Raw genomic sequence first — 26,305 nt, 5'->3', positions numbered from 1 at the left:
TGTGTTCTCCGTGATGGTCGGCGCGGTTGGTGCAATCCCCGTGCCATGGTCTGCGCCGCCGTGCGCGTGCCGGCGCGCCGCGGGTGGCGTATGGCCGTGTTTCGCCGGCCTTTGTTTCATGTTTCAATATTGAAAAAGGAACGACATGGCCATCCCCGCTTCTCCCGACGATCGCCGGCCGCTCATCTGGGCCGTCAGCGCGCACCGGCTCACCGAGGTCTTCCGCACGGTCAGTCCGGAACTTGCCGGCCGCGCCGCCGTCGAGATCATCGACAAGGGATTCGACGATGCCATCGCCGACATCGCCCGCCGCAGCGAGAAGCGGGCGTGCGACGTCATCGTCGCGGCGGGGGCCCATGGCGAGTACCTGCGGCAAAACCTCGCCATTCCGGTGGCCTTCGTCAAGGTGGGCGGCTTCGACCTGATGGCCGCCATCTGCAAGGCGCGCCAATTGTCCGAGCGTATCGCCATGGTGATGCACCGGCGCGTTCCGCCCGCCCTGCATCGCTTCGCGGAGCTGTTTTCGCTGCCCATGCAGATCCGCGCCTACCAGACTTCCGAAGACGCCCGGCACTGCATCCAGGAGCTGGCTGCCGCCGGCATCGACGTGGTGGTCGGCCCGGGGCTCATCGCCAACCTGGCCGACGAGGCCGGCCTGACGGGCATCCTGGTGTATTCGCTCGATTCGGTGCGCGCGGCGTTCGACGATGCCATCGAGATCGCCGCCGCCCAGAAGGCGGAAAAGTCGCGCCGTACGCAGCTCGATTCCGTCCTCTATCACCTGAACGATGGGGTCATCGCCGTCGACATGGCCGGCCGTATCGTGGCCGCCAACCCGTCGGTGGACAAGTTGACCGGCCGCAGCGTGCGCAATGCCCTGGGGCAGCCCTTGCGCCAAGTGCTGCCCGACTTGTCCCCGGGCCATGTCATGACGCGCGGCGCGAGCGAGATCGGTTCCGTGCAGGAGCTGGGCGGCAAGTCCCTGGTCGTCGACCGGGTGCCTTTGCTCGACGAGGGCGTGCAGACGGGCGCCATTTTCACGCTGCACGGCTCGAGCGAACTCGAGCGCGCCGTCGGCAAGCTGCGAGCGCATTCGCACCGCCGCTCTCGGGCTGCCAGGTACCGGCTGGACGACGTGGTCGCGGAGTCTGCGGCCATGCGGCAAGTCATCGCGCAGTGCCGCGTCTTCGCCGAGTACAGTGATGCGGCGGTCCTCATCCATGGCGAAAGCGGAACCGGCAAGGAGCTGCTGGCGCAAGGCATACACAATGCCAGCCGGCGCCGGCGGCACCCATTCATCGCCATCAACTGCGGCGCGTTCACCGAGACCCTGCTCGAAAGCGAGTTATTCGGCTATGACGAAGGGGCGTTCACCGGCGCGCGCCGGCAGGGCAAGGCGGGCCTGTTCGAGTCCGCCAACGAGGGCACGCTTTTCCTGGACGAGATCGGGGAAATGCCGCTGCCGCTCCAGACCCGCTTGCTGCGGGCCTTGCAGGAAAAGGAAATCACGCGCGTGGGCAGCGTCGATACCATTCCGGTCGACGTGCGCATCGTCGCCGCTACGCATCGCAACCTGCTCTCCATGGTGCGAGCGGGGGACTTCCGGGAAGATCTCTATTACCGGCTGAACATCCTCCAGGTGGTGGTGCCGCCGCTACGCGGCCGACCCGAGGACATCGATGCGCTGGCGCGGCGGCTGCTGCCCGCCGCCTTGCGCCGCGCCGGGCTGGACGATGCGGTCGCGCCCATGCTGACGGCTTCGTTGCCCGTCCTCAGGGAAGGCGCCTGGCCGGGCAACGTCCGGGAACTCGAGAACGTGGTCGAGCGCCTGACCATGGCATGCCTGACCGTGGGGCGCCCGTTGTTGCGCCGCGAAGTGCGGGCTATGCTGGCCGATGAGCCGGCTCGGCAGCAGGCTCGCGCAGTGCAGAGCCTGTCGACGGTACGGGCCGGCCAGGAGGCTGCCCATGTCTGCGCCGTGCTGGCCGAGTGCGGTGGCAATCATCAAGAGGCCGCGAGGCGGCTGGGCATCAGCCGCACCACGTTGTGGCGCAAGATCAAGGCAGCGCGGGTCTAGCAACTGCGCCCCCTGTCGGCGCAGCTTCGCACGCATCCAGGCGCGCGGGGTGTTCGACGGGGCCGCCTAAAGCTGCCTCATCGATTGACGACGACCCCCGCATCGATCGTGCCATAGACAGTGATGCCGTTGTCGCTGGAAGCGGATCCGGCGGGAGAGCGCGGCGCCGGCGTGCAGGCCATGCACAACGCAAGGAAGAATGGGCTGATTAGCAGGCGTTTCATCAGATATTCCGTATTTCCTTATTTGGCTTCGCGCAGCTTCGCCACGTCCGCCGCCGCGACCTGCCCGTCGCGGCCGCCCCATGCCGTCCGCATGTAATTGGCCAACTGGGCGATCTCCTCGTCGTTCAGCCGATGGGCGAACCCGGGCATTTCCCCGATGCCGGTGCCATTGGGCAGTCTTTGCGCGGGCAGGCCGTCGAGGATGGACAGCAGCAGGTTGCGCGGGCTTGCCAGGCGTACGGTGCTGTTGTCGGCGAGGGGAGGCATGCCGGGCGGATGGCCTTCGCCTTCGATGCCATGGCAAGCCGCGCAGGTATTCAGGTAGACACGCCGGCCGGCCGAGGGCGGCCCGCTTTCGGGCTTGGCCGAAGGGACGGGTACGGTCTTGGGAGGCTGGTCCCCGAGCAGGAAGACCGACATGGCTTTCAGGTCGTCGTCGCTGAGATACTGGGTGCTGTGCACGATCACCGGATACATCTCGTCGGCCGCGATACCCTGTGGCGCAAGCCCCGTACGCATGAAACGCTGCAGGTCTTCCTGGGTCCAGCCGCGTTCGGCCAGTGCCTGGGGCGTGAGGGCGGGCGCCTCGAAGCGGCCGAGGACATAACCCTGTAGCCAGGCATCCCGCTGCACCTGGCCGAGCGAGCCGCGCGGGGTGTGGCATTCACCGCAGTGGCCCAGCACATTGGTCAGGTATCGGCCCCGGACCCACTGGGGCGACTCGCCCTGGGAGGCGGCGGGCAGGGGCGAGCGGTCGAAGAACAGCAGGTTCCAGCCGGACATCAGGATGCGCTGGTTGAAGGGAAAGGGTATGTCCGGCTTCCTGTTCGGCTGGGCGCTCGGCCTGATGTTCATCAGGTAGGCGTAGATCAGGTCCGCATCGGCGCGCGGCATGTCGTGATAGGCCGTATAGGGCATGGCCGGATAGAGGTTGCGCCCGTGCGGCGCCTTGCCCCGGGTCAGCGCGCGGTAGAACTCGTCGGCCGTCCAGCGGCCGATGCCATGGTCCGGATCCGGCGTGATGTTGGTGCCGTAGAGCGTGCCGAATGGCGTCTTGAGCGGAAAGCCGCCGGCGTAGGCCGGTCCGTCGGCGGTCTGGTGGCAGGCGGCGCAGTCCGCTGCTCTGGCCAGGTAGCGCCCGAGCTGCAGCTGCTCCGGTGTCGCCTCGACCTTCTGGGGCGGCCGGTCGGGCGGTGCGTCGCGATTGCCGAGCAGCGCCGCCGCGATCGCGGCGACGATCAGCACCAGGACGATGAGAATGGCGATCGCGCCGCGTCGCCGGGAAGACGAGCGCGTCATGTCAGTTCTCCTTGACCAGGCCGGGCGTGGCCAGGATCACCGCCTTGGCTGCCTCGAAGTAGCGCACATAGCCGGTGCAGCGGCAGATATGGCGGCCCAGGTGCTCCGTGATGGTTTCTTCCAGCTGGTCTGCGCGGACGGGGTGCGCCTTCAGCCGTTCCATCAGCGCGGTGGCGCCGATGACGAAGCCGGGGGTGCAATAGCCGCACTGGAAACTGTAGTGATCGAGGTAGGCCTGCTGGATGGGCGTGATGGCAATGACCTTCTGCTGGCCGTCGCGCTCCGCCAGCCCTTCGATGGTCCGGATCCGCTTGCCGTTGAAATAGTGCGCGCCGGTAATGCAGGTGCGGATTTCCTCGGCACCGTCCGGCCCGTCCAGCAAGACCGTACAGGCGTGGCAGACGCCTATTCCGCAGCCGAAGCGCGACCCGGTCAGGTTCAGGTACTCGTGCAGGAAATCGACCATCATCAGCGTGTCCGGCACGTCGATGGGGCCCACCTCACGGCCATTGATGGTGAGGGACAAGGGCGAGGTCGTGATCGTCATTGTTCCAGGACCTCCCGAATTTTTTCCGCCGTGACCGGCAGGTCGGTGAATCGATGGCCGATGGCATGCGCGATGCCGTTCACGATGGCGGCGACGATGGGAATCATCACCACTTCGGCGACGCCTTTGGCAGGATCGGTCTCGGAGATGGGGGGAAGGATCTCCTCGGTCTGGTTCCAGACCGCCACGTCGCGGGCGCGCGGCAGGTGATAGCGATCGAAGTTCCACGTGCCGTTGCCGGGGCCGTCCTCGTACAGCGGCAGGTATTCGTGCAGCGCGTGGCCGATGCCCATCGCGATGCCGCCCTGCAATTGGCCGGACACCAGCTCGGCGACCACGGGTTTGCCGCACTCGAGGACGGAATGATGCGAAAGCAGGCGGACTTCGCCGTTCGTCATGTTGACGGCGAGCTCCGCCAGCGCCGCATTGGCGCTGTAGTAGGTGACCCCCGCGTTGTTGCGCTGGGCCGGCGGATAGAAGACGTTTTGCCGCTTGATGACTTCGTAGGCCGTCGACGAACGCGTGCCGTCGCCGTACCGGACCGCCAGTCCGTCGAGCGGCCGGCGCACGGTGGAGCCCCCCACGTTGAAGTCGGCCTCGGCCCATTGCCAGCGGTTGAAGGTGTGTCCCACCGCGGCGGTGACCAGGTTGGACTCGTAGGCCACCTTGACCAGGCGCTCGAGCGGCAGCGGCTCCAGGCCACCCGCGGTCAGCCCCCGTTCGGTCCAGCGCGCGTCCTCGCGGCGGACCACCAGGGGCGCCGCCTGGCCACCGCCGGTGCCGCGGGTCCAGATCGACATGGCCGCCGGCCACAGGCCATGCTCGAACACCACGCGTGCCGTCTCGCGCGTGGCGTGCCCGAAGAAATAGGCGGAATTGCTGGCGCTGGAGGGCGACGCGTGGACCGGCGTCCAGAGCGGGTCGGCGGACAGCCTGTCCTGTTCCTCCTGCTTGACGGTGTAGGTGTCGACATTGCCCACCATGGGCAGGTCGGCCCAGTCCGTGACCGCCGTCTGGAGTTCGTCGGCGGGGCGTCCGAACCACTCGGCGCACATCACCGCCTGCGACGTGCTCATGCCCGTCCCGATCTCGACGCCCGTATGGTGCAGCACGATGCGGCCTTCGGGCGTGAGTGCGACGCGTACGAACGCAGCTTCGCCGCCGGTGCCGAAATCCTTCTGTACGCAGGCGAACCCCACGCCGTAGCGCTCGTTGGGATGGGCCGCCTCGTAGTCGCGCTTGCGCTGGACGCGCTCGGTCCAGAGCGGATGGCGGCGCGCGCGCTCCAGGACTTCGTCCACGCGCAACGCCCCTCCGGCGATGGCGCCCTGGGTATTCTTCATGCCCGACAGCAAGGCGTTGCGCATCCGGAATTCGATAGGGTCGAGGCCAAGCTGCTCGGCCATCTCGTCGATCATCATTTCGGTGGCGGCCATGCTTTGCAGCGTGCCATAGCCGCGTGCCGAGCCCGCGTCGACGGCGCGGCTGGCCTCGGCAACGGCGATCAGGTCGTTCTTGGGAAAGTAATAGACCGATTGCGCCGCCGTCGCGGCCACCATGGCGACGGATGGCGAAAAGTTCGCGCGTCCCCCGCCGTTGCCCTTCAATGTGCCCTGGAAGGACTGCAGCTTGCCGGTCTTGCGGTCCACCGCCATGGCGTACTGCATGTCGAAAGCATGGCGCTTGAGCGAGGTCTGGAAATGCTCGAAGCGGTCCACCGCGAAGCGCACGGGGCGGCCGTCGCCGTACAGCGCCGCGACCAGGCCGTAGAAAGGCACGTTGCAATGATCCTTGGAGCCGTACCCCACCGTGTAGCAGGGATGCACGAACAGCCGCTCGAGCGGGAAGCCGCTCTCCGCCACCATCTTGGCAGCCGCCTCGGCCACTTCCTGCGGCGATTGGGTGGCGAGGACCATGTGCAGCGATCGGCTGGCCGGGTCGTACCAGCAGTTCGCGTTGTCGGGTTCGAGCGCGGCCGTGTCGATGGACTGCGTGGTATAGCGGCGCTTCATCACCAGCCAGTCGGCGGGCGGGGAGTCCAGTTCCGCGGCGATCTGCTCGGCGGCGCGCATGCCTCGCGCGTCGATGCTGTCTTCGGCCTTGACCGACGGCCAGACCAGCGTCTTCTTTTCAGTGGGGAAGAGCGGACTGTCTTTCAGGCTGGAGTAAGCATCTTCATCGTCCGGGGTGGGCCCGCTCACCCTGACGTAGCGGAAGACGCCCCACGGCTCGCGATCCAGCGGTCCGGTCACGGCGCCGTACCGGATGACGTCCTTGCCTGCGCGCAGCCGGGCGCGGGCGAGCTGGTAGCGCGGGAAATCGTGGAAGATCAGGATGGCCACCGCGTGTCCCAGGTAGGCCGGCGTCTTGCCGGTGGGCAGGAGCATGTCGTCGCCATAGAAGCTGGGGAAGGCGAGCCGGTCGCGCGCGAGATCCTCGGCCGTGACGACGCGGTCGGGCTTCAGGTCCTCGCCGAGGATGGCCAGGTCGAAGCCTTCGTAGAGCCTATCGGCGAGCGTGGTGCGCAGGATGAGGGCATGGGATTGCTGCCGGGGCCAGTGGGGCATGTCGGCGGCGCGGATGTCGCGCGCGAAGACTTTGTCCCCGACCACCTTGGCGTGGCCATCGACCCTGAAGCGGGTATGGCCGTCGGCGGGATTCCATTGCGGAGTCTGGAAGATGCGATCTTCGAACAGGGCGCCGAACGCGGCGCTGTAGAGCGGTGCGACCCAGACGCTGACGCCGGCCACGGCCGCGGCTTTCAGGAAGCCTCGGCGCGACATGCCGGCGCCGGCCGGTGCGCGTGCCACCCCGGTCGAGTTCTTCCAGCCAGGATCTTGCCTCACAGCATGCTCCTTGCAGCGAAACCGGAACCGCTATGCTGGCAGCAAATGATGGATTCATCAATACATGAAATGTAGGCAATCGAGACAGCCCACGGTGCGCCGCCCGGCGCGGCCACCGCGTCACGGCCTCGAGGGCCGCGTCAATGCATGCCCGATGCGGGCATGCCGCCTTGCGGACCCGGATGCGGCGCGCCCGCAATGAAAGCGCGAATGCGTTCGTCGGCGATGAAGCTGGCGGATGAAGAGGCGCGCAGCAATTCCTCGGGAGGCATGGGCTTGGCGATGGCCCAGCCCTGGACATAATCCACGCCCAGTTCGGCCAGCGCTTCCACGGTTGCGTAGTCCTCCACCCATTCCGCGATGCTGCGCATGCCGAGGTTGCGAGCAAGCTCGACGATGGCCTCGACGATGGCGTAATTGGCGGGATGCTCGTGCATGCGCTTGATGAAGGTGCCGTCTATCTTCAGCGCGTCGGCGGCGAATTCCTTCAGGTACGAGAACGAGGTGTAGCCCGCGCCGAAGTCGTCCAGCGCGATCTTGGCGCCGCAGGACTTGAGCCGGTCGATGAAGCGGCGCGAGTTGGCGATGTCGTGCAGGGCCACGCTTTCGGTGATTTCCATGCACAGGTACTTCACCACGGCGCCGAACCGGGACAGGATGCGGAAGGTGTCCTCGATGAATGCCTCGTCGTTCAGCGATGCGCCGCTCAGGTTAACGCAGACGAAGCGGGTATGGGGCAGGCGGGGCAGGTTCTCGGTCAGCCAAACCAGCGTCGAGGTCAATACCCATTTGTCCAGCTCGCCTATGGTGCCGTTGGCCTCGGCCGCGGCGATGACCTTGCCCGCGGGGACCATGGTGCCGGACGAGTCCTGCATGCGCACCAGGACCTCGAAGTCGAGCGAGGCCTCCGGCGCTCGCAGCGACATGATGGGCTGCATGACCAGCGACAGCCCGGTGGGCGTGAACGTGCTGCCGAGCTCCTCGATGAGCCTGAGTTCCTCGGCGCGCTCTTGGAAGGCGGGCGCGTTCTCCTTGTAGATGACCATGTGGCCGTGCTTGCCTTTCTTGGCCTCGCGGCAAGCACGGTCGGCGGCCGACACGGCGTCCTGCACCCGCATCTCGGGCGTGATCTCGATGAGCCCGATGGAAACCTTGACCTGGAACGACCGGCGCCGCAACTGGAACGGCATGTCGCAGATATCGCTGATGATGCGGCGGCACAGCTCGGTGGCAGGCAGCATGGCGGTGTCGCGCAGCACGAGGATGAATTCGTCGCCGCCGATGCGGCCCACGTAGTGCGTGTCTCCCAGCGACCACTTGACCCGCTGGCAGACCTGCTTGAGGACTTCATCGCCGGTCTGGTGGCCGTAGAGGTCGTTGATCAGCTTGAAGCGGTCCAGGTCCAGGTAGGCCAATGCCAACGGACTGGACTCGTCGAATTGCTTGAGCGAGTTTTCCAGCACCTGCTCGATGCCACGGCGGTTCAGGGCGCCGGTCAGCGAGTCGTTGTTGGCGAGGAAGCGCAGCCGCTCGGTGGCCTTGCGGCGTTCGGTGATGTCCTGGAGCGATCCCTCGATCCGGGTATGGGCCAGCGTCGCCTTGGCGAGGTACCAGCGCGTTTCCGTGCCGCCCACGGGCAGGGCCTGGATCTCGGCCTCGCCGCCTCGCTCGGCGATTTCCTTGAGCCGCTCCCATGCGCCGGCTTCGAAATAGTTCTGCCACCGCTGTTCGTGCAGCGGTCGTCCCGCCAGTCCCAGCTTTTCCTGCATGGCGGTGTTGGCCCGCACGAACCGGCCGTCCGGCTCCAGCGTGAACAGGCCGACCGGCGTTACCTCGTAGGCGCGCTGCAGCTCGGCCTCCGCGTGCTCGCGCTCGACCCGTTCCACCCGCATCTGTTCGGCGAACGCGAATGCGGCGACCAGGCTGGAGGCCAGCGCCGCGGTGACGCTGTTGAGCGTGCCCACCAGGGTCTTGAACTCGAAGGCGGCGGCGATGACCTCGGAGAAGGTCGAGAAAAGCACGATGCCCAGGGCGGCGGCATACCACAGCGCGATGCGCGAGCGCGTGATGATGACCATCCGGGCCAGGAAGAATATGACGACGAAAATTCCGAACGAGACCACGACCCACATGGCCGGAAGGAAGTCGGCGAAGTCCAGGGCAAGCGCGAGCGCCAGCAGCACCAGGCCCGCGCGCGAACCCGCCCGCAGCAGCCAGGCGTAGCCGACGCGTCCGAGCTCGGTCCTCAGGAATTGGCTGAACAGGGTGTAGGTCACGATGTAGTAGGCGGCGATGGTCAGCTTGCGGACCATCGCCATCCAGTCGGCGGGAATGGTGCGTTCCAGCCATTGCGTGTCGAACCCCATCGTGATGCCGCCCAGGCGCAGATTGCCGACCAGCCAGACCGCGAACAGCACGTAGCGCGGATCGCGATTGATGAGCGCGGTCATCAGCGTCAGCACCGCGAGAGTCAGCAGGCCGCCTTCGAGGACGCCGGTGGCATGGTGGTAGGCCAGCTTGGACAGCGCGAGCTCGTCTTGGGGCCAGGCCTCCACCGTGATGCGGGCGGGACCGGAGAAATGGCTGCGGCAGAGGATGTCGCGCGGCTGGGCATGCGTGCCCAGGTCCAGCGCGAAGCCTGCCTTCATGGGTTGCAGCAGGCCGGTCGCTTTGGTGCGATCGGCCGATCCCAGCAGTTTCATGTCGCCGGCGTTCCAGCAGGCGACCTCCTGCGCATGGCGGGATGGGAGCTCGACGCTTTGCGGAGTATTGGAGGGGGGCGCGCGAAAGCGGAACCAGAACGGCGTTTCGGCCAGGCGCGTGTCGTGGAACATGACCGGGGGCGCGGCCGCCAAGGCCGCGAGGGCGGAGGCGGGCGTCTGGTCGGGACCTTCCGCCGGCGCCACCGCGAACGGCAGGATGCGGTTGCCGTCCGCGTCGTAGATGCTGTGCCCGAGCGAGAGCGCGGCAAGGGAAAAGACGAAGATGGCAGCCGGTACGACGTAGTAGGAGAAGTTGCGCAGGAACCAGTCGATCTTTGCCGTGACTCCGGACATGCCGGTAGAGGGTTCCGCCGAACGGGGCTGCATGTTCGCCTTTTCGATAAGGAGCTTGTCGATATGCGGCCCGCCCGAAAGGCGGACCGCCAACCATGCTGACTCAGACCTGCGGTTGAAGAAGGGCCTCCTCTCCCGTCGTGGCGCGGTGCAGCGCGTCAATGTTAATCAAATTCCCATCGATACGAATGTCCGGATGATGGGTCTTGAACACAAACTGATACAACGGATGGCCCCCTTCGCGCCAGCGCTTTTCGGCGGTGGCGACCTCGAAAGCGAGAACCCGGTGGGGAATGTTGCCGGCATGCCGCATCGGCATGAATCCTTGGCCGGGGAACACTTCCTGGAACATCAGCGCCTCGTACTGCCGGTCGAGCGGAGAGCGTCCGGCGATCACCATCCAATCGATGCCCGCTTGCACGCAAAAAAGGAAATAGGCCTTGAAAAGGGCTGTTTTCGCGACACGGCCGGTGCGCTCGCTGGCCACGCCGAGGCGGGTTGCCTCGGCCAATGCGTGGCCGGCGAGCCAGTCGGGCAGGGTAACCGACTGCTCCAGCCACAGGGGACCGCACATGTTCGTCTGGATGCGCATGGTGCCCAGCGGCGCGCCATCGAATTTGGACTCAGCCAAAAGGACTACGGAACCCGGATCGTTGTCGTGCAACTCCGGCATGCCGAGATTCTTGGCGATTTCCGGCACGTGGCGTCCGTAGGCCGATTGGCGCATGGCAATGGCTTTCTCCATGGCCGTCTCGTCGCGGGCGATGCGTACCGTGAAAGGCAGGTTTTCCGGCGTTTGTTCGGAGAGGGGCAGGAGCAGGTCAGAGCGCTGGGCGTAGGCGTTTTCGTAAGACATTTGACTTCCTTGTAAGAGTGGGACGGTAGGGCCGTTGCGGATATCGCAGCGGTGACACCAGATTCGCACGTCTCAGCGGGAAGTTGCTTACAAATGGGTAGGATTTACGGGTTAAGCCTCTTTTTTGTTGTGCGATGCACAATAGCCTCAACCGCGGGCAAGACTGGCCCAGATCAGGCTGACACCGGCCAGCATGAGCAGCCCGCAGACCAGCCATTCCACGGCCCGGCGGGATATGCGGGGCGGATGCCGGGCCTGCCACCAGGACACGCCGGCCACTACCGGAACCGCGAACACGGCCAGCAGCAGCGAGCGCCAGGCGAAGTGCCCGCTCCCGGCGACCAGGACCAGGCGCAAGGCGGCATTGGCGGCGAACATCATGAACAGGCATTCGCGCACGGCGCCCCGGTCCATGGGCTCCCGGTAGAGGTGATAAACCATGGGCGGCCCCGAGGTGGAGAAAAGCCCGCCCAGCAGCCCCGACAGCCCGCCGAAGAACCACAGCGCGGGCTTGCCGGAAGGCTTGTCGCGCGGGGCCGCCTGGACCAGCAGCAGCACCGAGCAGCCGATGATCGCAACGCCGAGCAGCAGCCGCAGGGTAGTCACGGCGTTGGTGCTCAGCCACTCCAGCAGGACGACGCCGCCCAGCACGCCAAGCAGGCTGCTGGTCAGGACGGGACGCAGCAGCACCCAGTCGAATGTGACGCGGTTGTAGCGCCAGTAAGCCCAGGCGTTGACGAGGCTCAGGATGCTGGAGACGTTGGCGGCGTCGGTGATCGGCATCAGGCCGAAGGCGCCGACCATGCCCAGCAGCAACAGGGCGAAAGCGAAACCTGTCAGGTTCTGGCAGTAGGCCGCGATGCCTACGCTGGCGAGGAAGAGCAGAAAGGTCAGGGCGGTCATGAACCCGGAATGCTAACCGAAAACAGCGCGGCGCCCGGCGGCTAGCCGGCCCGCAGCACGGCCGAGATATTGGCCGCGCTGCGCTGGGCATGCTGGGCGAGCGGCGAGTCGGGGCGCAATTCTTCTTCGAGCGCCAGTCCGGCCACGATCAGGGCGGCGACCGCCTCGTCGCCGTGTCCGAAGATCGGGCAGGCGAGGGTTCCGACGCCGGGGCGCATCTCGCTCAGCCCGAACGAGATGCCGCGGTGGGCCCGGATCGTGTCGAGCCGTTCGCTCACCGCCGCATAGCGTTCCTCCCCCACGTGCGCGATGCCCTTGGCGCGCGGCCAGGCCGCCAGGATGGCGCGGCCGCTGACGCTGGCGTCCAGAGGAAAGTGGGTGCCGATGTCGGTAATGATGTTGAGCGGCACGGAGGGAGTCCAGATGCGCTCGATGATGACCACCTCGTCCAGCGCCGGCACCGAGATCGAGACGATCGCACGGCGCTTGCCCACGCCTTTTTCCTGCAGCTCGATGGCGTGGGGCAGCGCCGCCCTGCGTATGCCCAGGCGGTCGTGCTGGGCGGTGCCCAGGACCAGGCATTGGGGGCCCAGGGTATAGACGCCTTCGCGGGCCTGCACCATGCCCCAGTGCGCAAGCGTGCGCAGGACCCGGTGCACCGTCGTGCGATCGAGCGCCGTGGCCTGGGCCAACTCGAGCGCGGAGGCGCCGCGGGGCGTGCGCATCAAGGCGTCGAGCAGCACCATGGCCCGGTCGATCACCTGGACGCGGTTGCCGGATTGCGCGTTGGAGACGGATGGCTGGCGAGGCATGGGAAGCTGGAGGAACGTTGACGTCGCGACATGGTATCGCTAATCTCTGAGTGCGTATTGCAAGCTAATTGTGCAGAATATGCACATAGCAACTCTGTATAACGGAGGACGGAGAAACGCTTCGAGAGCGCCGTATCATGCGACGCTCGGTATCCGGGCACAGGCCCTGCGGGAGTTTTGCCATGTCGTTTCCACGCGTTCTGGTGCGGTTCTCCATCTCGTTCCTACTGGCTGCCGGCTCGGTCGCCGCGGCCGCTCCCTATCCATCCAAGCCGGTGCGGCTGATCGTGCCTTTCGCCGCGGGCGGCGCCGTCGACGCGGTGGCGCGCACCGTCGCCGCCCGCTTGTCGGAAGACCTGGGGCAGAAAGTGGTGGTCGAGAACCGGGCCGGCGCTTCCGGCAACATCGGCGCCGATGCGGTGGCCAGGTCGCAGGCGGACGGTTATACGCTCCTGCTTACCGCCTCGACGCTGGTGGTCAATCCGCTCATCATGAAAGAGAAACCGCCTTTCGATCCGGTCAAGGACTTGACCCATCTCGCGCTGGTGGCTTCCGGACCGCTGCTGTTCGTCACGCCGCCTTCCACGCAGGCTGCTTCGGTGCAGGATTTCGTCGCCCGGGCCAAGGCTGCGCCCGACAAATTCAATTTCGCGGTCGGGGGCTTCGGCGCCGCGGGCCATCTGGCCGTGGAGTCGTTCAAGTATCGAGCCGGCCTGAATGTGCCGACCATCCTCTATAAGGGCACGGCCCCGGCCCTGGTGGATCTGATGGGAGGGCAGGTGAGCGGCATGATCGATCCGCTGCTGTCGTCGCTGCCGCCGGTGAAGGCGGGCAAGCTCAAGGCGCTCGCCATCACCGGCCACCGCCGCAGCCCCTTGGCGCCGGACGTGCCGACGTTTGCCGAAGCTGGCTATCCCGAGGTCAATTTCTCGACCTGGTACGGCCTGTGGGGGCCTGCCAACCTGCCGGCGCCGGTGGTCGAAAAACTGGAGGAAGCCATCAAGCGCGTCGTGGCGGAGCCAGAAACGCGGGCTTGGTTCGAGCGCCAGGGGCTGGAGCCCTCCGGGGTGTCGGGTGCGCGCTTTCGCGCCTTCATCGACCAGGAAACCGCCAAGTCCCGCGAGATCGTGAAGCTGGCCAATATCGTCGAGCAGTAGGCCGCCGTGCCCCGGCCGCGCGCGGGGCCGGTCCTTCAAAGGCTGTCGGCCAGCAGGGCCCGGACCTTGGCGCGCTGGATCTTGCCGTAGTGGGATTTCGGGATGCCCGCGACGAACCGGATCACTCTTGGCTTCTTGAAGCCCGAGAGCGACAGCCGGCAGTGCTCCATGAGCTCTTCCACGCTGACGGTGACGCCTTCGTTCAGCACGACGGCGGCGCCGACGATTTCCCCCCATTCGGGATCCGGCAAGCCTGCGGCTGCGGCCTCCGCGACGGCCGGATGCGCGCACAGGGCGCGTTCCACCTCGTCGGGCAGTACCGATTTGCCGCCGCTGCGTATCACTTCCTTCAGCCGGCCGGTAATGCGCAGAATCCCCGCGGCGTCGAGAATGCCGAGGTCGCCGGTGCGAAACCAGCCATCGCGGAAAACCTGCGCCGTCAACTCCGGCTGGCGCCAATAGCCCGCCGCGACGTGGGCGCCGCGGATCAGTACCTCGCCTTCCGCGCCGGCCGGCGCCGGCTCGCCGTCCCGCTCGATGCGGATTTCGCAGCCGAACAGCGGCCGGCCGACACTGCGCATGGCCTGCTCGCGCGTGGCCGGGTCGGCCAGCGCGGCGGGAGGCTGGTAGCAGCTCCACGACGCTTCGGTCAGTCCATACAGGATGCCCAGGCGCGGGCCGAAGGCTTCGATGGCGGCTTCGAACGTGTCGGGGGGAATGGCCGCGGCGCCGACGTCGATGCTGCGCAGCGCGGAGAGGTCGTAATCGGCCGGCCGGGTTTCCTTGAGCAGCCTGACAAGGTGGGTGGGCACCAGCGAAGTGGACGCGGCGCGGTAGTGCGCCAGCAGTTCCAGGAAACGCCGGGGGTGGAACCTGCCCGCCAGCACCACCGTGCCGCCGGCCGCCAACTGGGCCAGTACGACGATGGCCGCGATCGGCCACAGCGGACGCATGTTGAGCATGACATCCCCCGGCCCTTGACCGCGAGCCGGCACGATGTTCTGCAGCGCCGACGTGAGGCTGCCGTGCGTGATGACGACCGCCTTGGGGGCGCCCGTGCTGCCGCCCGTGTAATTGAGCGAGGCCATGGCTTCGGCGGGAGGAAGCGCCGCCGGCAGCAGGTCCGCGCAGCCGGCGGCTGTCTCGAGCGGCCGCAGCAGCAGTCCGGGCAGGTGTTCGGCGAGTTCGCGCGCGCGCTCGGCGTAGTCGTCGCCGTAGGCCAGCAGGCGCGCCTGGGCGTCGGCCAGCTGGGCCGCCTGCTCGTCGGCGCTGAGGGCAGGATCCAGCGGCACCCTGACCAGGCCGGCCGACATCGTGCCGTAGTCCCACAGCAGATAAGAGGGCGTGTTGTCGCCGAGGATGGCCACGCGGTCCTGCCCGTTCAGCCCTTCCGAGCGCAGTGCGCGCCCCAGCGCGAACGCGCGTTCGGCCAGGCGCGAGAAAGTCAGGACGCCGCCGTCGCGCGCATCCACGAGGGCCGGCCGGTCGGGCCAGCGCTGCGCACAGCGCAGCAGCAGGGCGCCGACGTTCATGTCCAGCCCTGCATGACCACGCGCCCTTCCACGGCCTTGGTATCGAGCAGTTCGTGGGCCCGGCGGATGTCGTTGAAAGGCAGCGTTGCCGAGATGACCGGCCGGATCTGGCCCGCCACCAGCATGGCCAAGGCCTGCCGGATATCCTCCAGCGTGCCGCTGCCGGAGCCCATGACCCGTATCCGGCGGCCGATGAGCAGGCCCGGCAGCACGTCGACCGGCTGGCCCTCGATATTGCCCAGTACCACGACGGTGCCGCCTTGGGCCATGGCGCGCAAGGTCTCGGGCAGCGTCATGCCCAAGTTGTCGATGGCGACATCCACGCCTTGCTTGCCGGTGAGCTGCCACGCCTGGGCGCTGAATTTCAGGTCGGGCGACACGATGACTTCATCGGCCCCGAGCGCCTTCAGGTGGGCGGCCTTGGCGGGGCTCGACGTGACGGCGATGGCGCGCGCCCCCAGGGCCCGCACGATCTGGATCTGGTGCATCCCCAGGCCGCCGCTCGCACCCGTGATGAGGACCGTATCGCCCGGGCTGGTGCCGGCCAGGGTGCGCAGCGCGCGCAGGCTGGTACCGATGGGGCAGCACGAAAGGGCTGCTGCTTCCCAGGGCAATCCGCGGGGGACCGGGATGGCCATCGGCGCCGGGACGCACACGTATTCGGCGTAGCCGCCCACGGTATCGACGGCGGGCAGGCCCAGCGCGCGGCACATGTCCTGCCGGCCGCGCAGGCAGTTGCGGCACATGCCGCAGAACTGGCGCTGGTAGATCACCACCGCGTCGCCAGCCTTGTGCGTGACGACGCCCGCGCCGACGGCAACGACCTCGCCTGCGGTTTCGTGCCCCAGCACGACGCCGGTCTTGGCTCCCGGCAGCTTGCCCGCGCGGTGGAGGACGTCGTGATGGCAGATGCCAGCGGCCCTGACCTGGACCAGGACTTCTCCCGCCTGGGGCGATGGCGTGGGTACTTCGCGGATTTCCAGCGCGTCGGGGCCCCCGAAGGCGGAAAGAAAAACGGCTTTCATGGAATATTTCCCGGCATATAAATGTGCATAATATGCACATAATGTTTACTATTTACACATATGCGCTATAGTTTGCATAGCGCGGGACGTGCTGTCAACGCATGGCCGGCGTCATTTCGAACGAGGCTCCCATGGGTATCGATTACCGGCCGCTCGACAGCGGCATCCACGAAATCGTCATCAACCGGCCTGAGCGCATGAACGCGCTGGACGTGCCTGCGAAGCGGGAGCTTGGCCGCATCTGGCGCGAGGCCGCCGAGGACCCGGCGGTGGCCGTACTGGTGCTGCGCGGCGCGGGCGACAAGGCCTTCTGCGCAGGATCCGACATCAAGGAGATGCAGGCCACCGGCACCATGGTCGACACCCGCACGCTGATGGACGCCATCCCGGGCATCGGGGTGGAATTGAACAAGCCGGTCGTGGCGGCCTTGCATGGCTTTACCATCGGCATGGGCTTGACGCTGGCTATCCATGCGGATTTCCGCATTGCCGCCCAATCGGGCAAGCTCGGGTTTCCCGAGGTCCAGCACGGCATGCTCTCCGGCGTCAGCGCCGTGACCCTGCCGGGATTGGTGGGCGAACCCCGTGCGCTGGATCTCATGCTGACGGCTCGCCTGATCGATCCGCAGGAAGCGCTGCGCATCGGGCTGGTGGATCAGGTGGCGCCCGACAGCGTTGCCGCCGCGCTCGCGCTTGCCCGCCGCATCGCCTCGAACTCCGCCGCGGCGGTGGCGCAGACCAAGCGGCTGATCTTGCTGGAGCGCCGGCGGCGCGCCCGCGAGCATGCCGGCATCATCGACGATGCGCGGCAGGCGATCCTGGCGTCCAAGGAGTTCGGAGACGTGGTCGCCCATAAGCCCGGGGCCGGCCGCATCCGTTGAAGGGCGCGCACGCCCCGGCGACGGGTCAGCCGCCGGTACCGTGGAGGCGCCGCCCCGCGCCGAGCAGCCGGCCGATATCCTGTTCGGCCAGCAGCGCCACCGTTCCCTGGGCGAGCTGCGACAACGGCCGCTCGCGCGCCGTCGCCAGGACGAGGTTGTTGAGCATGCGCGGGGCGTCGATGGTGGAGACCTTGAAGGGCTTGCCGCCCAGCGTTCGTGCGGCCGGCGCGGCGCTGCGCGGCACGATGGCATAGCCTTGTCCGCTCAATGCGAGCGTGAGCAGGGTATGGACCGCGTCGACCTCGGCGACGACGTTGAGCTTGATGCCATGGGGCCGGCAATTGGCCTCGATCACATTGCGCACGGCGTTGGGGATGCTGGGAACCAGGACCGGATATCGCTCGAGTTCCTTGGCGGCGAGCCTGGCCGGCAGGGGGAAGGCAGGCGTGGGGCGCCCGCACAGCATCATCTCCTCGCGGTACAGGCTGCGATACTCCAGCTTCGGGCTGGGGGGCGGGTCGAACAGCAGGGCGATCTCGATCTTGCCCAGGATCAGGTCCTCGCGCAGCGACACGCTCAGGCCTTCGGACACCGAGATCGACGCCTCGGGATAGCGGCGCCGGAATTCCTTGACCAGCGCGGGCGTCAGCACGTGCGCGATGCGCGGGGGCAGGCCGACGGTCAGCCGGCCGGTGGGTTGTTCGCGCAGAGCCTGGATGTCGGCGCGCGCCTGGCGCGTCAGCTTCAGGATGGCGTTGCCGTAGGAAAGCAGGCATTTTCCGGATTCGGTCGGCTCCACGCCGCGCCCGGTGCGGACCAGGAGGTGGCTCTTGAGCTCGAGTTCCAGCAGGCGGATGTGCCGGCTCAAGGTGGGTTGGGAGACGCCGAGCACCAGCGCGGCGCGGGTGAGGCTGCCCAGTTCCGCCACGCGTACGAAGGATTCGAGCTGCTGCAGATCCATGGTATTTAATTTTCGGATATCAGATGTAGCCGCTATTTTATTGATGAAAATAACGCCGGTGCGCACAATGCGGCCCTTGACGAAACGCCGCCCGCGGGAACCCGCCGGCGCGGCACGAACGAGGAGACCTCATGCCCATTTACCGCAAACTCCTGGCGCCGGCCGCCGCCATGCTGCTGGCGGCAGCGACGAGCCCGGCCGTCCACGCCGAGGAGTATCCCAGCCGTCCCGTGCGCATCGTGATTCCGTTCGCCCCGGGCGGCAGCAACGATATCGTCGGCCGGCTCATCGGCGAGGAGCTGACCAAGCGGCTGGGACAGCCGTTCATCGTCGACAATCGCGGCGGCGCGGGCGGCACCATAGGCACGGAAGTCGTGGCGAAGTCCCGGCCGGACGGCTATACGCTGCTGCTGATCTCGACGCCGCATACTGCGAACTCCACGCTCTACAAGAAGCTGCCCTACGATCCTGCCAAGGACTTCGCGCCGGTCGCCAGGCTGGCGACGGCGCCGCTGCTGATCTCGGTCTATCCCGGCCTGCCGGTCAAGACGCTGTCGGAACTCATCGCCCATGCCAAGGCCAATCCCGGCAAGCTCAACTACGTTTCGTCCGGTGTCGGCAGTTCCCAGCACCTGGTCAGCGAGTTGTTCGAGATCCGCGCCGGCATATCGATGACCCACGTGCCATACAAGGGCGCGGGCGCCGCGTTGACCGACGTGGCCGCTGGCCATGCCCAGGTGTCGGTCGGCACCGTGCTGCAGGCGCTGCCTCATGTGAAGGCCAACCGCTTGCGTCCGCTGGCGGTGAGCGGCGCCAAGCGGCAGGCGGTGCTGCCGGATGTACCCACGGTCGAGGAGGCCGGCCTGTCCGGCTACGACGGCGACAATTGGTGGGGTGTGCTGGCGCCTGCCGGAACGCCTCAGCCTATCGTCGACAAGTTGAGCAAGGCCATCGGCGACATCCTGGCCGAGCCCGACATGCGCCGGCGACTGGAAGCGGAAAGCGCCTCGGTGGCCTACCTGGCACCCGAGCCCTTCGGCAAGTTCCTCGCGGGCGAAACCACCAAGTGGGCGGAACTGATCAAGCGGCTGGGCATCCAGGCCGATTGACGAGGACCGCCGGACGGCAGCGGATGCGCCCCCTCCCCCGCTGCCGAGGACGAGCATGCGCCGCCCCGAGACGACAAGGCGCTCCGTTGGGGAGCGCGAAGGGGCTGGCGCGGGGCCTTTTTTTGGAAGATGTCTATGACCACACCCGCCGCGATACTGCTGCGGTATTCCCCGGCACCCGCCGACGCGGCCGCCATCGAAAGACTGGCGGCCGAAGCCGTCGCGCGGTATCCCGGCCGTTTCGAGCGCGTCGATGCCAATCGCGCGCTGGACGGTTCTCACCTGTATCTCTATTTCTGGTCGAGCGATCCAGCCATGTCCGATGCGGCGCTGGCCGGCGAACTGGCCGGGCTGGCCGATCGCCAGATGCCCGGCGCGGCGCGTGACGTGCTGTACCTGGCCCCCGTGCAGGATCTTCCCGGTGCCTCCCGGGGCGAAACCGCCCGCTACCACTACGTGGTCGAGACCGACGTGCGGCCCGAAGTGGCCGAGGACCTGGACGGCTGGTACGCGCAGGAGCACCTTCCCGGCCTGGCGGCGGTGGCCGGCAACATACGCGCGCGCCGGCTGGTCGCCGCCAACGCCGACGGCAGCCAGCGATCGCTGGCATGCTACGACCTGACCACGCCGGCCATCAAGCAGGATCCGGCATGGCTGGCGGTGCGCGCCACGGAGTGGAGCGGCCGCGTGCGTCCGCATTTCCAGAATACCCGCCGGGTCATGTGCGAGCGGGTCTATGCGCTCGAGCCCGGCAAAGGAGCATCATGACTTCCGCGACCCCAGCAACCGGCGTGCACCCTCTCGTGGATGCCCGCATCACGCATATCGAGACCATCCCGCTGAAGGTGGAACTCGAGCGGCCCGCCACGGGATCGACCCTGAAGCTGACCCATCGTTGCACTATCGTCACGCGCATCCACACCGACGCGGGCGTGGTGGGCGAGTGCTTCAACGGCAACGACGACGAACTGCAGCCGGCCATCATCCGCCTGATCCACGATGAACTCGAGCCGATGCTGCGCGGCCGCAAGGTCGCCGCCGTCGACGAGGCCTGGGCCGCGACGCGGCGCGCCACCGAACCGTTCCTGCGCGACCGGCGGGTGGCGCTGCGCGCCCAGGCGTGCGTGGACAGCGCGCTGCACGACGCGGTAGGCAAGCTGGCCGGCGTACCCCTGCACGTGCTCTGGGGAGGCGCGCGTGAACAAGTGCCGGTAGTCGCATTGGGCGGCTATTACCGCCAGAGCGGCGATCTCGAGGCCTTGGCCGATGAAGTGGCCGAGTTGAAGGCTTTCGGCATCCACGGCCTGAAGCTCAAGCTGGGCGGCAAGACGCCGGCCGAAGATGCCTTGCGCGCGGAAGCGGTACGCAAGGCAGGCGGCGATTCGTTCGTGCTGGCATGCGACGCCAACCAGGGCTGGACGCGCGAAGAGGCGCTCGAGTTCGTGCGCCGCACCCGCGACCTGGGCCTGGCCTGGTTCGAGGAGCCGTGCCGCTGGGATAACGACCGCGCCGACATGGCCGTGGTGCGCGCGGTGGGCGGCGTGCCGGTGGCCGCGGGGCAGAGCGAGTTGTCGCGCTTCGGCTGCCGCGATCTGCTTGCCGCCGGCGCCATCGACATCTGCAACTTCGATGCGAGCTGGGGCGGCGGGCCGACCGAATGGCGGCGTGTCGCCATGCTGGCGTCGGCCTTCAACGTCACGGTCATGCAGCACCTGGAGCCGCAGATCGGCCTGATGATGTCAGCCGGGGTGCCCAATGGGCGCTATGCCGAAGTCATGCTCCCCTGGCGCGATCCGTTCTTCTACAAGCTGATCGCCAACCAGCCGGACCGGCCCTTCGTGAATGGTCTCTACACCCTGCCCACGGCACCCGGGTGGGGCATGAGCTTCGACACGGACTACCTGGCGTTCGCGCAGCGCCGCTAGCACTGCTCAGCGCGCGGCGAGCAGGGCTTCCACCGACCTCGCCATGGCGAGGAGGCGGCGGTCCTGCCCCTGCGTGGCGGCCAGCATCAGGCCGACGGGCGCCGTGCCCGGTTCGTGGCATGGTAGCGAGATGGCGCAGCCGTCCAGGAAGTTGATGAAGGTGGGATTGCGCAGCATCAGCAGATTGATGCGCCCGTAGGCGCCGTCGTCGTCCAGTTCCGCCAGCGTGGGCGCGATCGTGGGGACCGTGGGGCAGGCGATGAGGTCGAGCTCTTCGAAGTGCCGGCCGGTGCGCCGTATCCAGTCGGTCCGTCGCGCCCGCAGTTCCGCGACATCCGCGGGCGTCAGCTGCGCGCCTTTCTCGATACGAACCTTCACCCGCGGGTCGTACTGGTCGCCATGTCGCGCCAGCATGGCGCGGTGCAGGGGATAGGATTCCGCCGCTGTGAATCCTCCCTTGGCATTGATGTCCGCGAGTTCGCCGAATTCGGCGAAGGGAACGTCCGCGACCTGCGCTCCGGCCTGCGAGAGGCGGCGCAGCGCCGCCTGGAAAGTGTCCGCCACGTGCCGGTCCATCCCGTCCAGCACGACGGTCTGCGGAACGCCGATGCGCAGGCCCGCCAGCGGCGCGCGCTCGCTCAGGTAGACCGGATCCGACGACAGGATGGCGTCCACGATGGCGCAGCAATTCACCGTGAAACCGATGCCGCCTATGCTGTCCAGTGTGGTGGACAGCGGAAACGCTCCCGTCGCGGGAACGCGCGACGCGGTGGGTTTGAAGCCTGTCAGCCCCGTCAGCGCCGCGGGGATGCGGCACGAGCCTCCCGTATCCGTACCCAGACCCACGGCGGCCATGCCGTCGGTGACCGAGATCGCCGCCCCCGACGACGAGCCGCCGGGAATGCGGCCGGCTTGCCGATCGTAGGGGTTGCGCGGTGTGCCGTAGTGCGGATTGAGGCCTAGCCCGGAGTATGCGAACTCCGTCATGTTCGAGCGGCCGATGATGATGAAACCCGCCTCGCGCAGGCGCGCCACCGCCGCGGCGTCGCGCGCGGCGGGAGCGCTGCCCGCCAGCACGACCGAACCCGCCGTGGTGACCTGGCCCTCGATATCAAACAAGTCCTTGATCGAAACGGGAATGCCCGCATAGCGCCGTGTCCGCTCGCCGCGCGCGCGTGCCTCGTCGATTTCGTCGGCGGCGCGGCGCGCGTCCTCGGCATCCACCCGGATGTAAACGCGCGCCCCTTCCCCGGCCGGATCCGCGATGCGCGCCAGGCAGGCTTCGACCAGCTCGCGGCTGCTCACGCGCCCGGCTTCCAGCTCGGCGCTCAGATGTTCCAGGGACACGACAGGCAAAGTCATAACGTCATCCAAAATGAGAGCCGCGGCCAAACGCCGCCTGCGGCCAGCCCGGTTTTACCCCAGGATGCGGTGGATCCGGCTCCGCCGGTCCACCCGCATCGCCCCCTTGAGGGGGAGCGCGTAGCGCAAGGGGGTGGGCCTCCCCGGGGGTGGGCTTTCCCCTACACCGGATCGTAGTAGTGTATTTCGAGCAGCAGGCAGCCGCCCTCGGACTTGAAGGGGCCGTGCCAGGCGCCGGGCGGACGCACGGCGTAGGTGTAGCCCGAGAAGGGCGTGCCGCCCTGGCCGTTGGCGTCGTTGCCCACTGTCAGGTCGCCGGCCACCAGGAACACTTCTTCCCAGTAGTCGTGGACGATGGGCTGCCTGGTGTAGAGCCCCGGCGGAAAGCGCAGCAGGCGGGTGCGGCTGCCGCGCTTGTTCAGCACGTCGAGCGAGCCGGAGAGGATTTTCTCGCGCGCGCCCGAGTCCGGGTCGTAGCCTTCGGGCAGTTGCCAGCCGTTTTCCATGTCCACGGAGTGGAATTCGTCGTGTTGCTTGTTCACGGGCATGATGGGTTCCTTTGTCTTTTCAGCTATCAATGGTCAGCCGGCCACCGGCAGGGCCTCGATGTCATAGGCGTGGCGCAGGGTGCGGCCGAGCACGGGGTCGTGCAGTTCGAATTCGAATCGAGGAGAGAAACGGATGCCGCCCCGGGCCGCCAGCGTGCCGCAGAACATGACCGCTCCTTCGGGCAGGACGCCGCCGGCGCCGGCATGGCCGGCGATGAGGTCGCGCGGATCGCGCATCGCCGTGACCGGCCCTTCCTGGTAGAGCACGCGCTGGCCATTCTCGACGATGTACGCGCGCAAGAGCAGTTCGTCCCAATGGGCGGCAACGTCATCGAACAGCCACCAATCGGTGCCGACCGGCTTCTCGCACAGTTGCTTGGAGATCGCTACGCCCATGGTCTCGACCTTGCGGTCGGTATGGTCGGACCCTATGCCGACCCACAGCCGTCCGTCGATGCGCAGCATGACGAACTCGACTTCGCCGCTCGAATCGGTGCCGCAGACTTCGATGCGAGGCGCCGTGGTGAGCCGCGCAGCGGCGACGCGGTAGTACATGGGAGTCGCGGCGGGGCGGGGAACGCCTAGTGCTTCCAGTTCGGCGATGTGTTTTTCCATGGCGGCACGGTCGCGGCCGGTCCAGCCGGCGATGACAGCATGGGAAATGGTGGCGTCGTGCTGGCGGACGCCTTCGAGGGTGACGAGATTCAATAGCATCGTGTGTCCATCGGCTATGCCGAGGCCGGCCGTGCGGATGCACGGCCGGGCCGGCGGAAATCCAGGGGAATGAGGACGCGTCAGTCCAGGCGCGCGTTGGCCGCCTTGACCACCTTCTGCCAATGCGCGGACTCCTGCGCAATGAAGGCGCGGAATTCCTCGGGCTTGTCGGCGATGATGGTCAATCCCATGGACTCCAGCCGCGCGGTGACGGTCGGATCCCGCAGCGCCTTGGCGAATTCCGCATTCAACCGGTCGACGATGGCGCGCGGGGTGCCCGCGGGCGCGACGAAGCTGTACCAGTTGCCGGCCTGCACGTCGGGGTAGCCCCCGTCGGCCGAAGTCGGGATGTCGGGCGCCTGCGGGCTGCGTTCCTTGCCGGTCAGCGCGATGGCTTTCAAGCGGCCGCTCTTGACGTACTGGATGACGTTGGACAGGTTGTCGCACATCAGCGCGACACGGCCGCTGAGCACGTCCTGCATCGCGGGTGCCGGCCCCTGGTACGGCACATGGACCAGGTCCACGCCGGCCGCGGCCTTCAGCGACTCGCCGCACAGGTGGCTGGTGCTGCCGTTGCCGGCCGAGGCGAAAGTGAGTTCGCCGGGATGCTTCCTGGCCTGTTCGACCAGTTCCTTGAGGCTCGAGGCAGCGACGCCGGGATGGGCCACCAGCAGGTTGGGCGTGGATGCGGCGTTGATGATGGGTTCGAAGTCCTTGGCGGGCGCGTACGAGAGCTTGCTGTAGACCCAGGGGTTGATGGCGAGCACGCCCGTAGTGGCCATCAGCAAGGTATAGCCGTCGGCGGGCGAGGAGGCCACCTTGGCGGCCCCCAGAGAACCGTTGGCGCCGGCACGGTTCTCCACGATGACCGTGGCGCCGAGGGACTTGGAAAGCTGGGGAGCCAGCAGGCGCGGAATGATGTCGCTCGTGCTGCCGGGCGGAAAGGGCGTCACGATGGTGATCGTGCGGCTGGGGTAGGAATCGCCCCATGCCGGCATCGCGAAGGATGCCAGCGCGAGCATACTGCCTAGTGCGAGCTTGCTGAACATGCTGAACTCCCGATGGGGATACGAGTGGTAGGGATGACGCGTGTCCCGAGAGGTCACGCGCCTTGGTGCATCTCGGGTCGGCGCAGGCTGCTGATCATGGAAACCTTCAACAGGTACTCCTTGGCCAGCCGCCGGTCGCCGGCCGTGCGTGTCATCTCCTCGCGCCACGTCCTTTGGTGCGCTTCGTCCCGCGTCTCCAGGTTGTTCTTGTTGGCGATAGTGATCTTGTTCACGTAGTCGAGCGCCACGGGCCGCCGCTCCGCCTCATATCGATCGAGCAGCGCGTCCTCCGCCTGTCCCAGGCAGACGCGGGCGAGCTTGTCGGCGAGGTTGAAAGCATCATGTATGCCACCGTTCATGCCCATGCCTCCCAGCGGGTTGTTCAAGTGGGCGGCATCGCCCGCCAGGAAGGCGCGGCCGACCCGGTACCGCGGCGCCACGCGCTGGTGCACCGAGTAAATGGTGCGGTGCTCGATCGTGTAGCCTGCGGGATTCGGGTGGACGCGCTGCAGCCGGCGCTGGATGCTGGCGTCGGACAGGATGTCGGCATCCTGCTCCTCGGCGCCGACGGGAAGCATCACGCGCCACAGCCCCGGCACGCGCAGCAGGAAGAACCATTCCTCCGGATCGGCGAAGTAGCTGACGTCGGCCAGGCCCGGAATCACGTCGGCGAAATCGAAAGGCGTACTCGCCACCAGGAAGCGCTCGGCCCATGTGAAGCCGTCCAGCACTACCCCCAGCAGGTCGCGCACCGCGCTGCGCCCGCCATCCGCGCCGATCAGCCAGGTGCCGCGTTCGGTCGTGGCGGCGCCGGCGGCGTTCTGGATGGTCAGCGTGACGCCGTCCGCGTCCTGCGCCACGTCCGTCACCCGCGCATCGAAGCGCACCTGAGCGTGGGGAATGCGGGCGAGGCGATCCACCAGCAGGCCGTTCAGCTTGAATTGCTCGCACTGCAGCCGATAGGGATGCCGGGTTTCGTCGCCTATGGCGCCGAAGTCGAATTCGGCCACCCAGCCCTTGCGGTCGCGGTACTGCATGCGCGGGGCAACCAGACCCATGTTGATGAGTAATTTCGAAACATCCAGGCGCGCCAGCAGATCGAGCGTGGCCGGCTGGAAAGTCGACGCGCGCAAGGTCTGGGGCAGGGCCGGCTCGGCCTCGAACACCGCCACCGGTATGCCGGCGTCTGCCAATACATTAGCGGCCACCAGGCCTACCGGGCCGGCGCCGGCGATCAGGACTCGTTCGTTCTTTGCGGTCATGGCTTGCTGCTGTGTGGATAGACCGGCACATACTAGGGCGTGTTCACACTATCTAAGCCCATCAACGATGAGCGCGAAATTGATGAAGGCAATGAACATCACATCCAGCTTGTCGAATCGCGAGAATATGCGCCGGAAGCCTTTGAGGCGCCGGAACAGT

The 26,305-nt window shown here is 67.2% G+C and carries 22 protein-coding genes and 1 pseudogene; 6 read left to right on the top strand and 17 right to left on the bottom strand.

What is annotated here, in order from left to right; all coding sequences use genetic code 11:
- Positions 1-145: 145 nt before the first annotated feature.
- On the top strand, positions 146-2,077 hold the full coding sequence (prpR, locus tag CDO44_RS15010; RefSeq protein WP_087781021.1) for a propionate catabolism operon regulatory protein PrpR: 1,932 nt from the start codon (positions 146-148) through the stop codon (positions 2,075-2,077).
- 77 nt (positions 2,078-2,154) lie between these two features.
- Here the strand turns inward: prpR and CDO44_RS27635 are convergent, their stop codons facing one another.
- The 8 genes from CDO44_RS27635 to CDO44_RS14975 form a co-directional block, all read right to left on the bottom strand.
- Entirely contained in the window at positions 2,155-2,301 is a 147-nt protein-coding gene (locus CDO44_RS27635; RefSeq protein WP_158213296.1) for a hypothetical protein, read from the bottom strand.
- Positions 2,302-2,319: 18 nt separating this feature from the next.
- Positions 2,320-3,600 carry a cytochrome c gene (locus CDO44_RS15005; protein WP_087781020.1) on the bottom strand — a complete coding sequence of 427 codons (1,281 nt, stop codon included), beginning with the start codon at positions 3,598-3,600 and terminating at the stop codon, positions 2,320-2,322.
- Between the two features lies 1 nt (position 3,601).
- On the bottom strand, positions 3,602-4,147 hold the full coding sequence (locus tag CDO44_RS15000; RefSeq protein WP_087781019.1) for a (2Fe-2S)-binding protein: 546 nt from the start codon (positions 4,145-4,147) through the stop codon (positions 3,602-3,604).
- Positions 4,144-6,930 carry a xanthine dehydrogenase family protein molybdopterin-binding subunit gene (locus CDO44_RS14995; protein WP_087781053.1) on the bottom strand — a complete coding sequence of 929 codons (2,787 nt, stop codon included), beginning with the start codon at positions 6,928-6,930 and terminating at the stop codon, positions 4,144-4,146. The genes CDO44_RS15000 and CDO44_RS14995 overlap by 4 nt, the downstream gene beginning before the upstream one ends.
- 203 nt (positions 6,931-7,133) lie before the next feature.
- Entirely contained in the window at positions 7,134-10,049 is a 2,916-nt protein-coding gene (locus tag CDO44_RS14990; RefSeq protein ID WP_158213295.1) for a bifunctional diguanylate cyclase/phosphodiesterase, read from the bottom strand.
- A 103-nt stretch (positions 10,050-10,152) separates the two neighbouring features.
- Complete coding sequence (locus CDO44_RS14985) at positions 10,153-10,905, bottom strand: hypothetical protein (RefSeq protein ID WP_087781017.1); 753 nt, start codon at positions 10,903-10,905, stop codon at positions 10,153-10,155.
- Between the two features lie 147 nt (positions 10,906-11,052).
- Positions 11,053-11,808: a TSUP family transporter gene (locus CDO44_RS14980; RefSeq protein ID WP_087781016.1), complete on the bottom strand. Its 756-nt coding sequence runs from the start codon at positions 11,806-11,808 to the stop codon at positions 11,053-11,055.
- Between the two features lie 41 nt (positions 11,809-11,849).
- The gene (locus CDO44_RS14975; RefSeq protein ID WP_087781015.1) at positions 11,850-12,620 is read right to left on the bottom strand and encodes an IclR family transcriptional regulator; all 771 of its coding nucleotides are present in this window, start codon (positions 12,618-12,620) and stop codon (positions 11,850-11,852) included.
- 182 nt (positions 12,621-12,802) lie between these two features.
- Here CDO44_RS14975 and CDO44_RS14970 point away from each other — a divergent pair, with 182 nt between their 5' ends.
- Positions 12,803-13,777, top strand: coding sequence for a tripartite tricarboxylate transporter substrate binding protein (locus tag CDO44_RS14970; RefSeq protein WP_087781014.1), 975 nt, complete (start codon positions 12,803-12,805; stop codon positions 13,775-13,777).
- Between the two features lie 35 nt (positions 13,778-13,812).
- On the opposite strand, the gene CDO44_RS14965 is transcribed toward CDO44_RS14970, so the two are convergent.
- Positions 13,813-15,309 (bottom strand): class I adenylate-forming enzyme family protein, encoded by a 1,497-nt coding sequence (locus CDO44_RS14965; RefSeq protein WP_087781013.1) that lies wholly within the window; start codon positions 15,307-15,309, stop codon positions 13,813-13,815.
- Positions 15,306-16,334: an alcohol dehydrogenase catalytic domain-containing protein gene (locus CDO44_RS14960; RefSeq protein ID WP_087781012.1), complete on the bottom strand. Its 1,029-nt coding sequence runs from the start codon at positions 16,332-16,334 to the stop codon at positions 15,306-15,308. The genes CDO44_RS14965 and CDO44_RS14960 overlap by 4 nt, the downstream gene beginning before the upstream one ends.
- 131 nt (positions 16,335-16,465) lie before the next feature.
- Between CDO44_RS14960 and CDO44_RS14955 the strand changes: the two genes are divergently transcribed.
- Complete coding sequence (locus CDO44_RS14955; RefSeq protein WP_087781052.1) at positions 16,466-17,215, top strand: enoyl-CoA hydratase/isomerase family protein; 750 nt, start codon at positions 16,466-16,468, stop codon at positions 17,213-17,215.
- A 25-nt stretch (positions 17,216-17,240) separates the two neighbouring features.
- Here CDO44_RS14955 and CDO44_RS14950 read toward each other — a convergent pair whose 3' ends face one another.
- Positions 17,241-18,176, bottom strand: a complete 936-nt coding sequence (locus tag CDO44_RS14950) for a LysR family transcriptional regulator (RefSeq protein ID WP_087781011.1) — start codon at positions 18,174-18,176, stop codon at positions 17,241-17,243.
- A 131-nt stretch (positions 18,177-18,307) separates the two neighbouring features.
- Here CDO44_RS14950 and CDO44_RS14945 point away from each other — a divergent pair, with 131 nt between their 5' ends.
- From CDO44_RS14945 to CDO44_RS14935, 3 genes are all read left to right on the top strand, one after another.
- Positions 18,308-19,285 (top strand): tripartite tricarboxylate transporter substrate binding protein, encoded by a 978-nt coding sequence (locus CDO44_RS14945; protein ID WP_233146195.1) that lies wholly within the window; start codon positions 18,308-18,310, stop codon positions 19,283-19,285.
- Positions 19,286-19,420: 135 nt separating this feature from the next.
- Positions 19,421-20,053, top strand: a complete 633-nt coding sequence (locus CDO44_RS14940; RefSeq protein ID WP_087781010.1) for a DUF4286 family protein — start codon at positions 19,421-19,423, stop codon at positions 20,051-20,053.
- Positions 20,050-21,210, top strand: a complete 1,161-nt coding sequence (locus CDO44_RS14935) for a mandelate racemase/muconate lactonizing enzyme family protein (RefSeq protein ID WP_087781009.1) — start codon at positions 20,050-20,052, stop codon at positions 21,208-21,210. The genes CDO44_RS14940 and CDO44_RS14935 overlap by 4 nt, the downstream gene beginning before the upstream one ends.
- A gap of 6 nt (positions 21,211-21,216) precedes the next feature.
- Here CDO44_RS14935 and CDO44_RS14930 read toward each other — a convergent pair whose 3' ends face one another.
- From CDO44_RS14930 to CDO44_RS14905, 6 genes and pseudogenes are all read right to left on the bottom strand, one after another.
- Positions 21,217-22,572 (bottom strand): amidase, encoded by a 1,356-nt coding sequence (locus CDO44_RS14930; protein WP_087781008.1) that lies wholly within the window; start codon positions 22,570-22,572, stop codon positions 21,217-21,219.
- Between the two features lie 161 nt (positions 22,573-22,733).
- Entirely contained in the window at positions 22,734-23,120 is a 387-nt protein-coding gene (locus CDO44_RS14925) for a cupin (RefSeq protein WP_087781007.1), read from the bottom strand.
- A 33-nt stretch (positions 23,121-23,153) separates the two neighbouring features.
- Complete coding sequence (locus CDO44_RS14920; RefSeq protein WP_087781006.1) at positions 23,154-23,834, bottom strand: DUF2848 domain-containing protein; 681 nt, start codon at positions 23,832-23,834, stop codon at positions 23,154-23,156.
- A gap of 80 nt (positions 23,835-23,914) precedes the next feature.
- Positions 23,915-24,883 carry a tripartite tricarboxylate transporter substrate binding protein gene (locus CDO44_RS14915; protein WP_087781005.1) on the bottom strand — a complete coding sequence of 323 codons (969 nt, stop codon included), beginning with the start codon at positions 24,881-24,883 and terminating at the stop codon, positions 23,915-23,917.
- 53 nt (positions 24,884-24,936) lie between these two features.
- The gene (locus CDO44_RS14910; protein ID WP_087781004.1) at positions 24,937-26,145 is read right to left on the bottom strand and encodes an NAD(P)/FAD-dependent oxidoreductase; all 1,209 of its coding nucleotides are present in this window, start codon (positions 26,143-26,145) and stop codon (positions 24,937-24,939) included.
- Positions 26,146-26,193: 48 nt separating this feature from the next.
- Positions 26,194-26,305, bottom strand: a pseudogene (locus tag CDO44_RS14905) (IS5/IS1182 family transposase); the annotation flags it as partial.

It is taken from the genome of Pigmentiphaga sp. NML080357 (genome assembly GCF_002188465.1).
Lineage (GTDB): Bacteria > Pseudomonadota > Gammaproteobacteria > Burkholderiales > Burkholderiaceae_B > Pigmentiphaga.
Note: the sequence above shows the minus strand (reverse complement) of the source record. Positions and strands in the feature narration are given on the sequence as shown.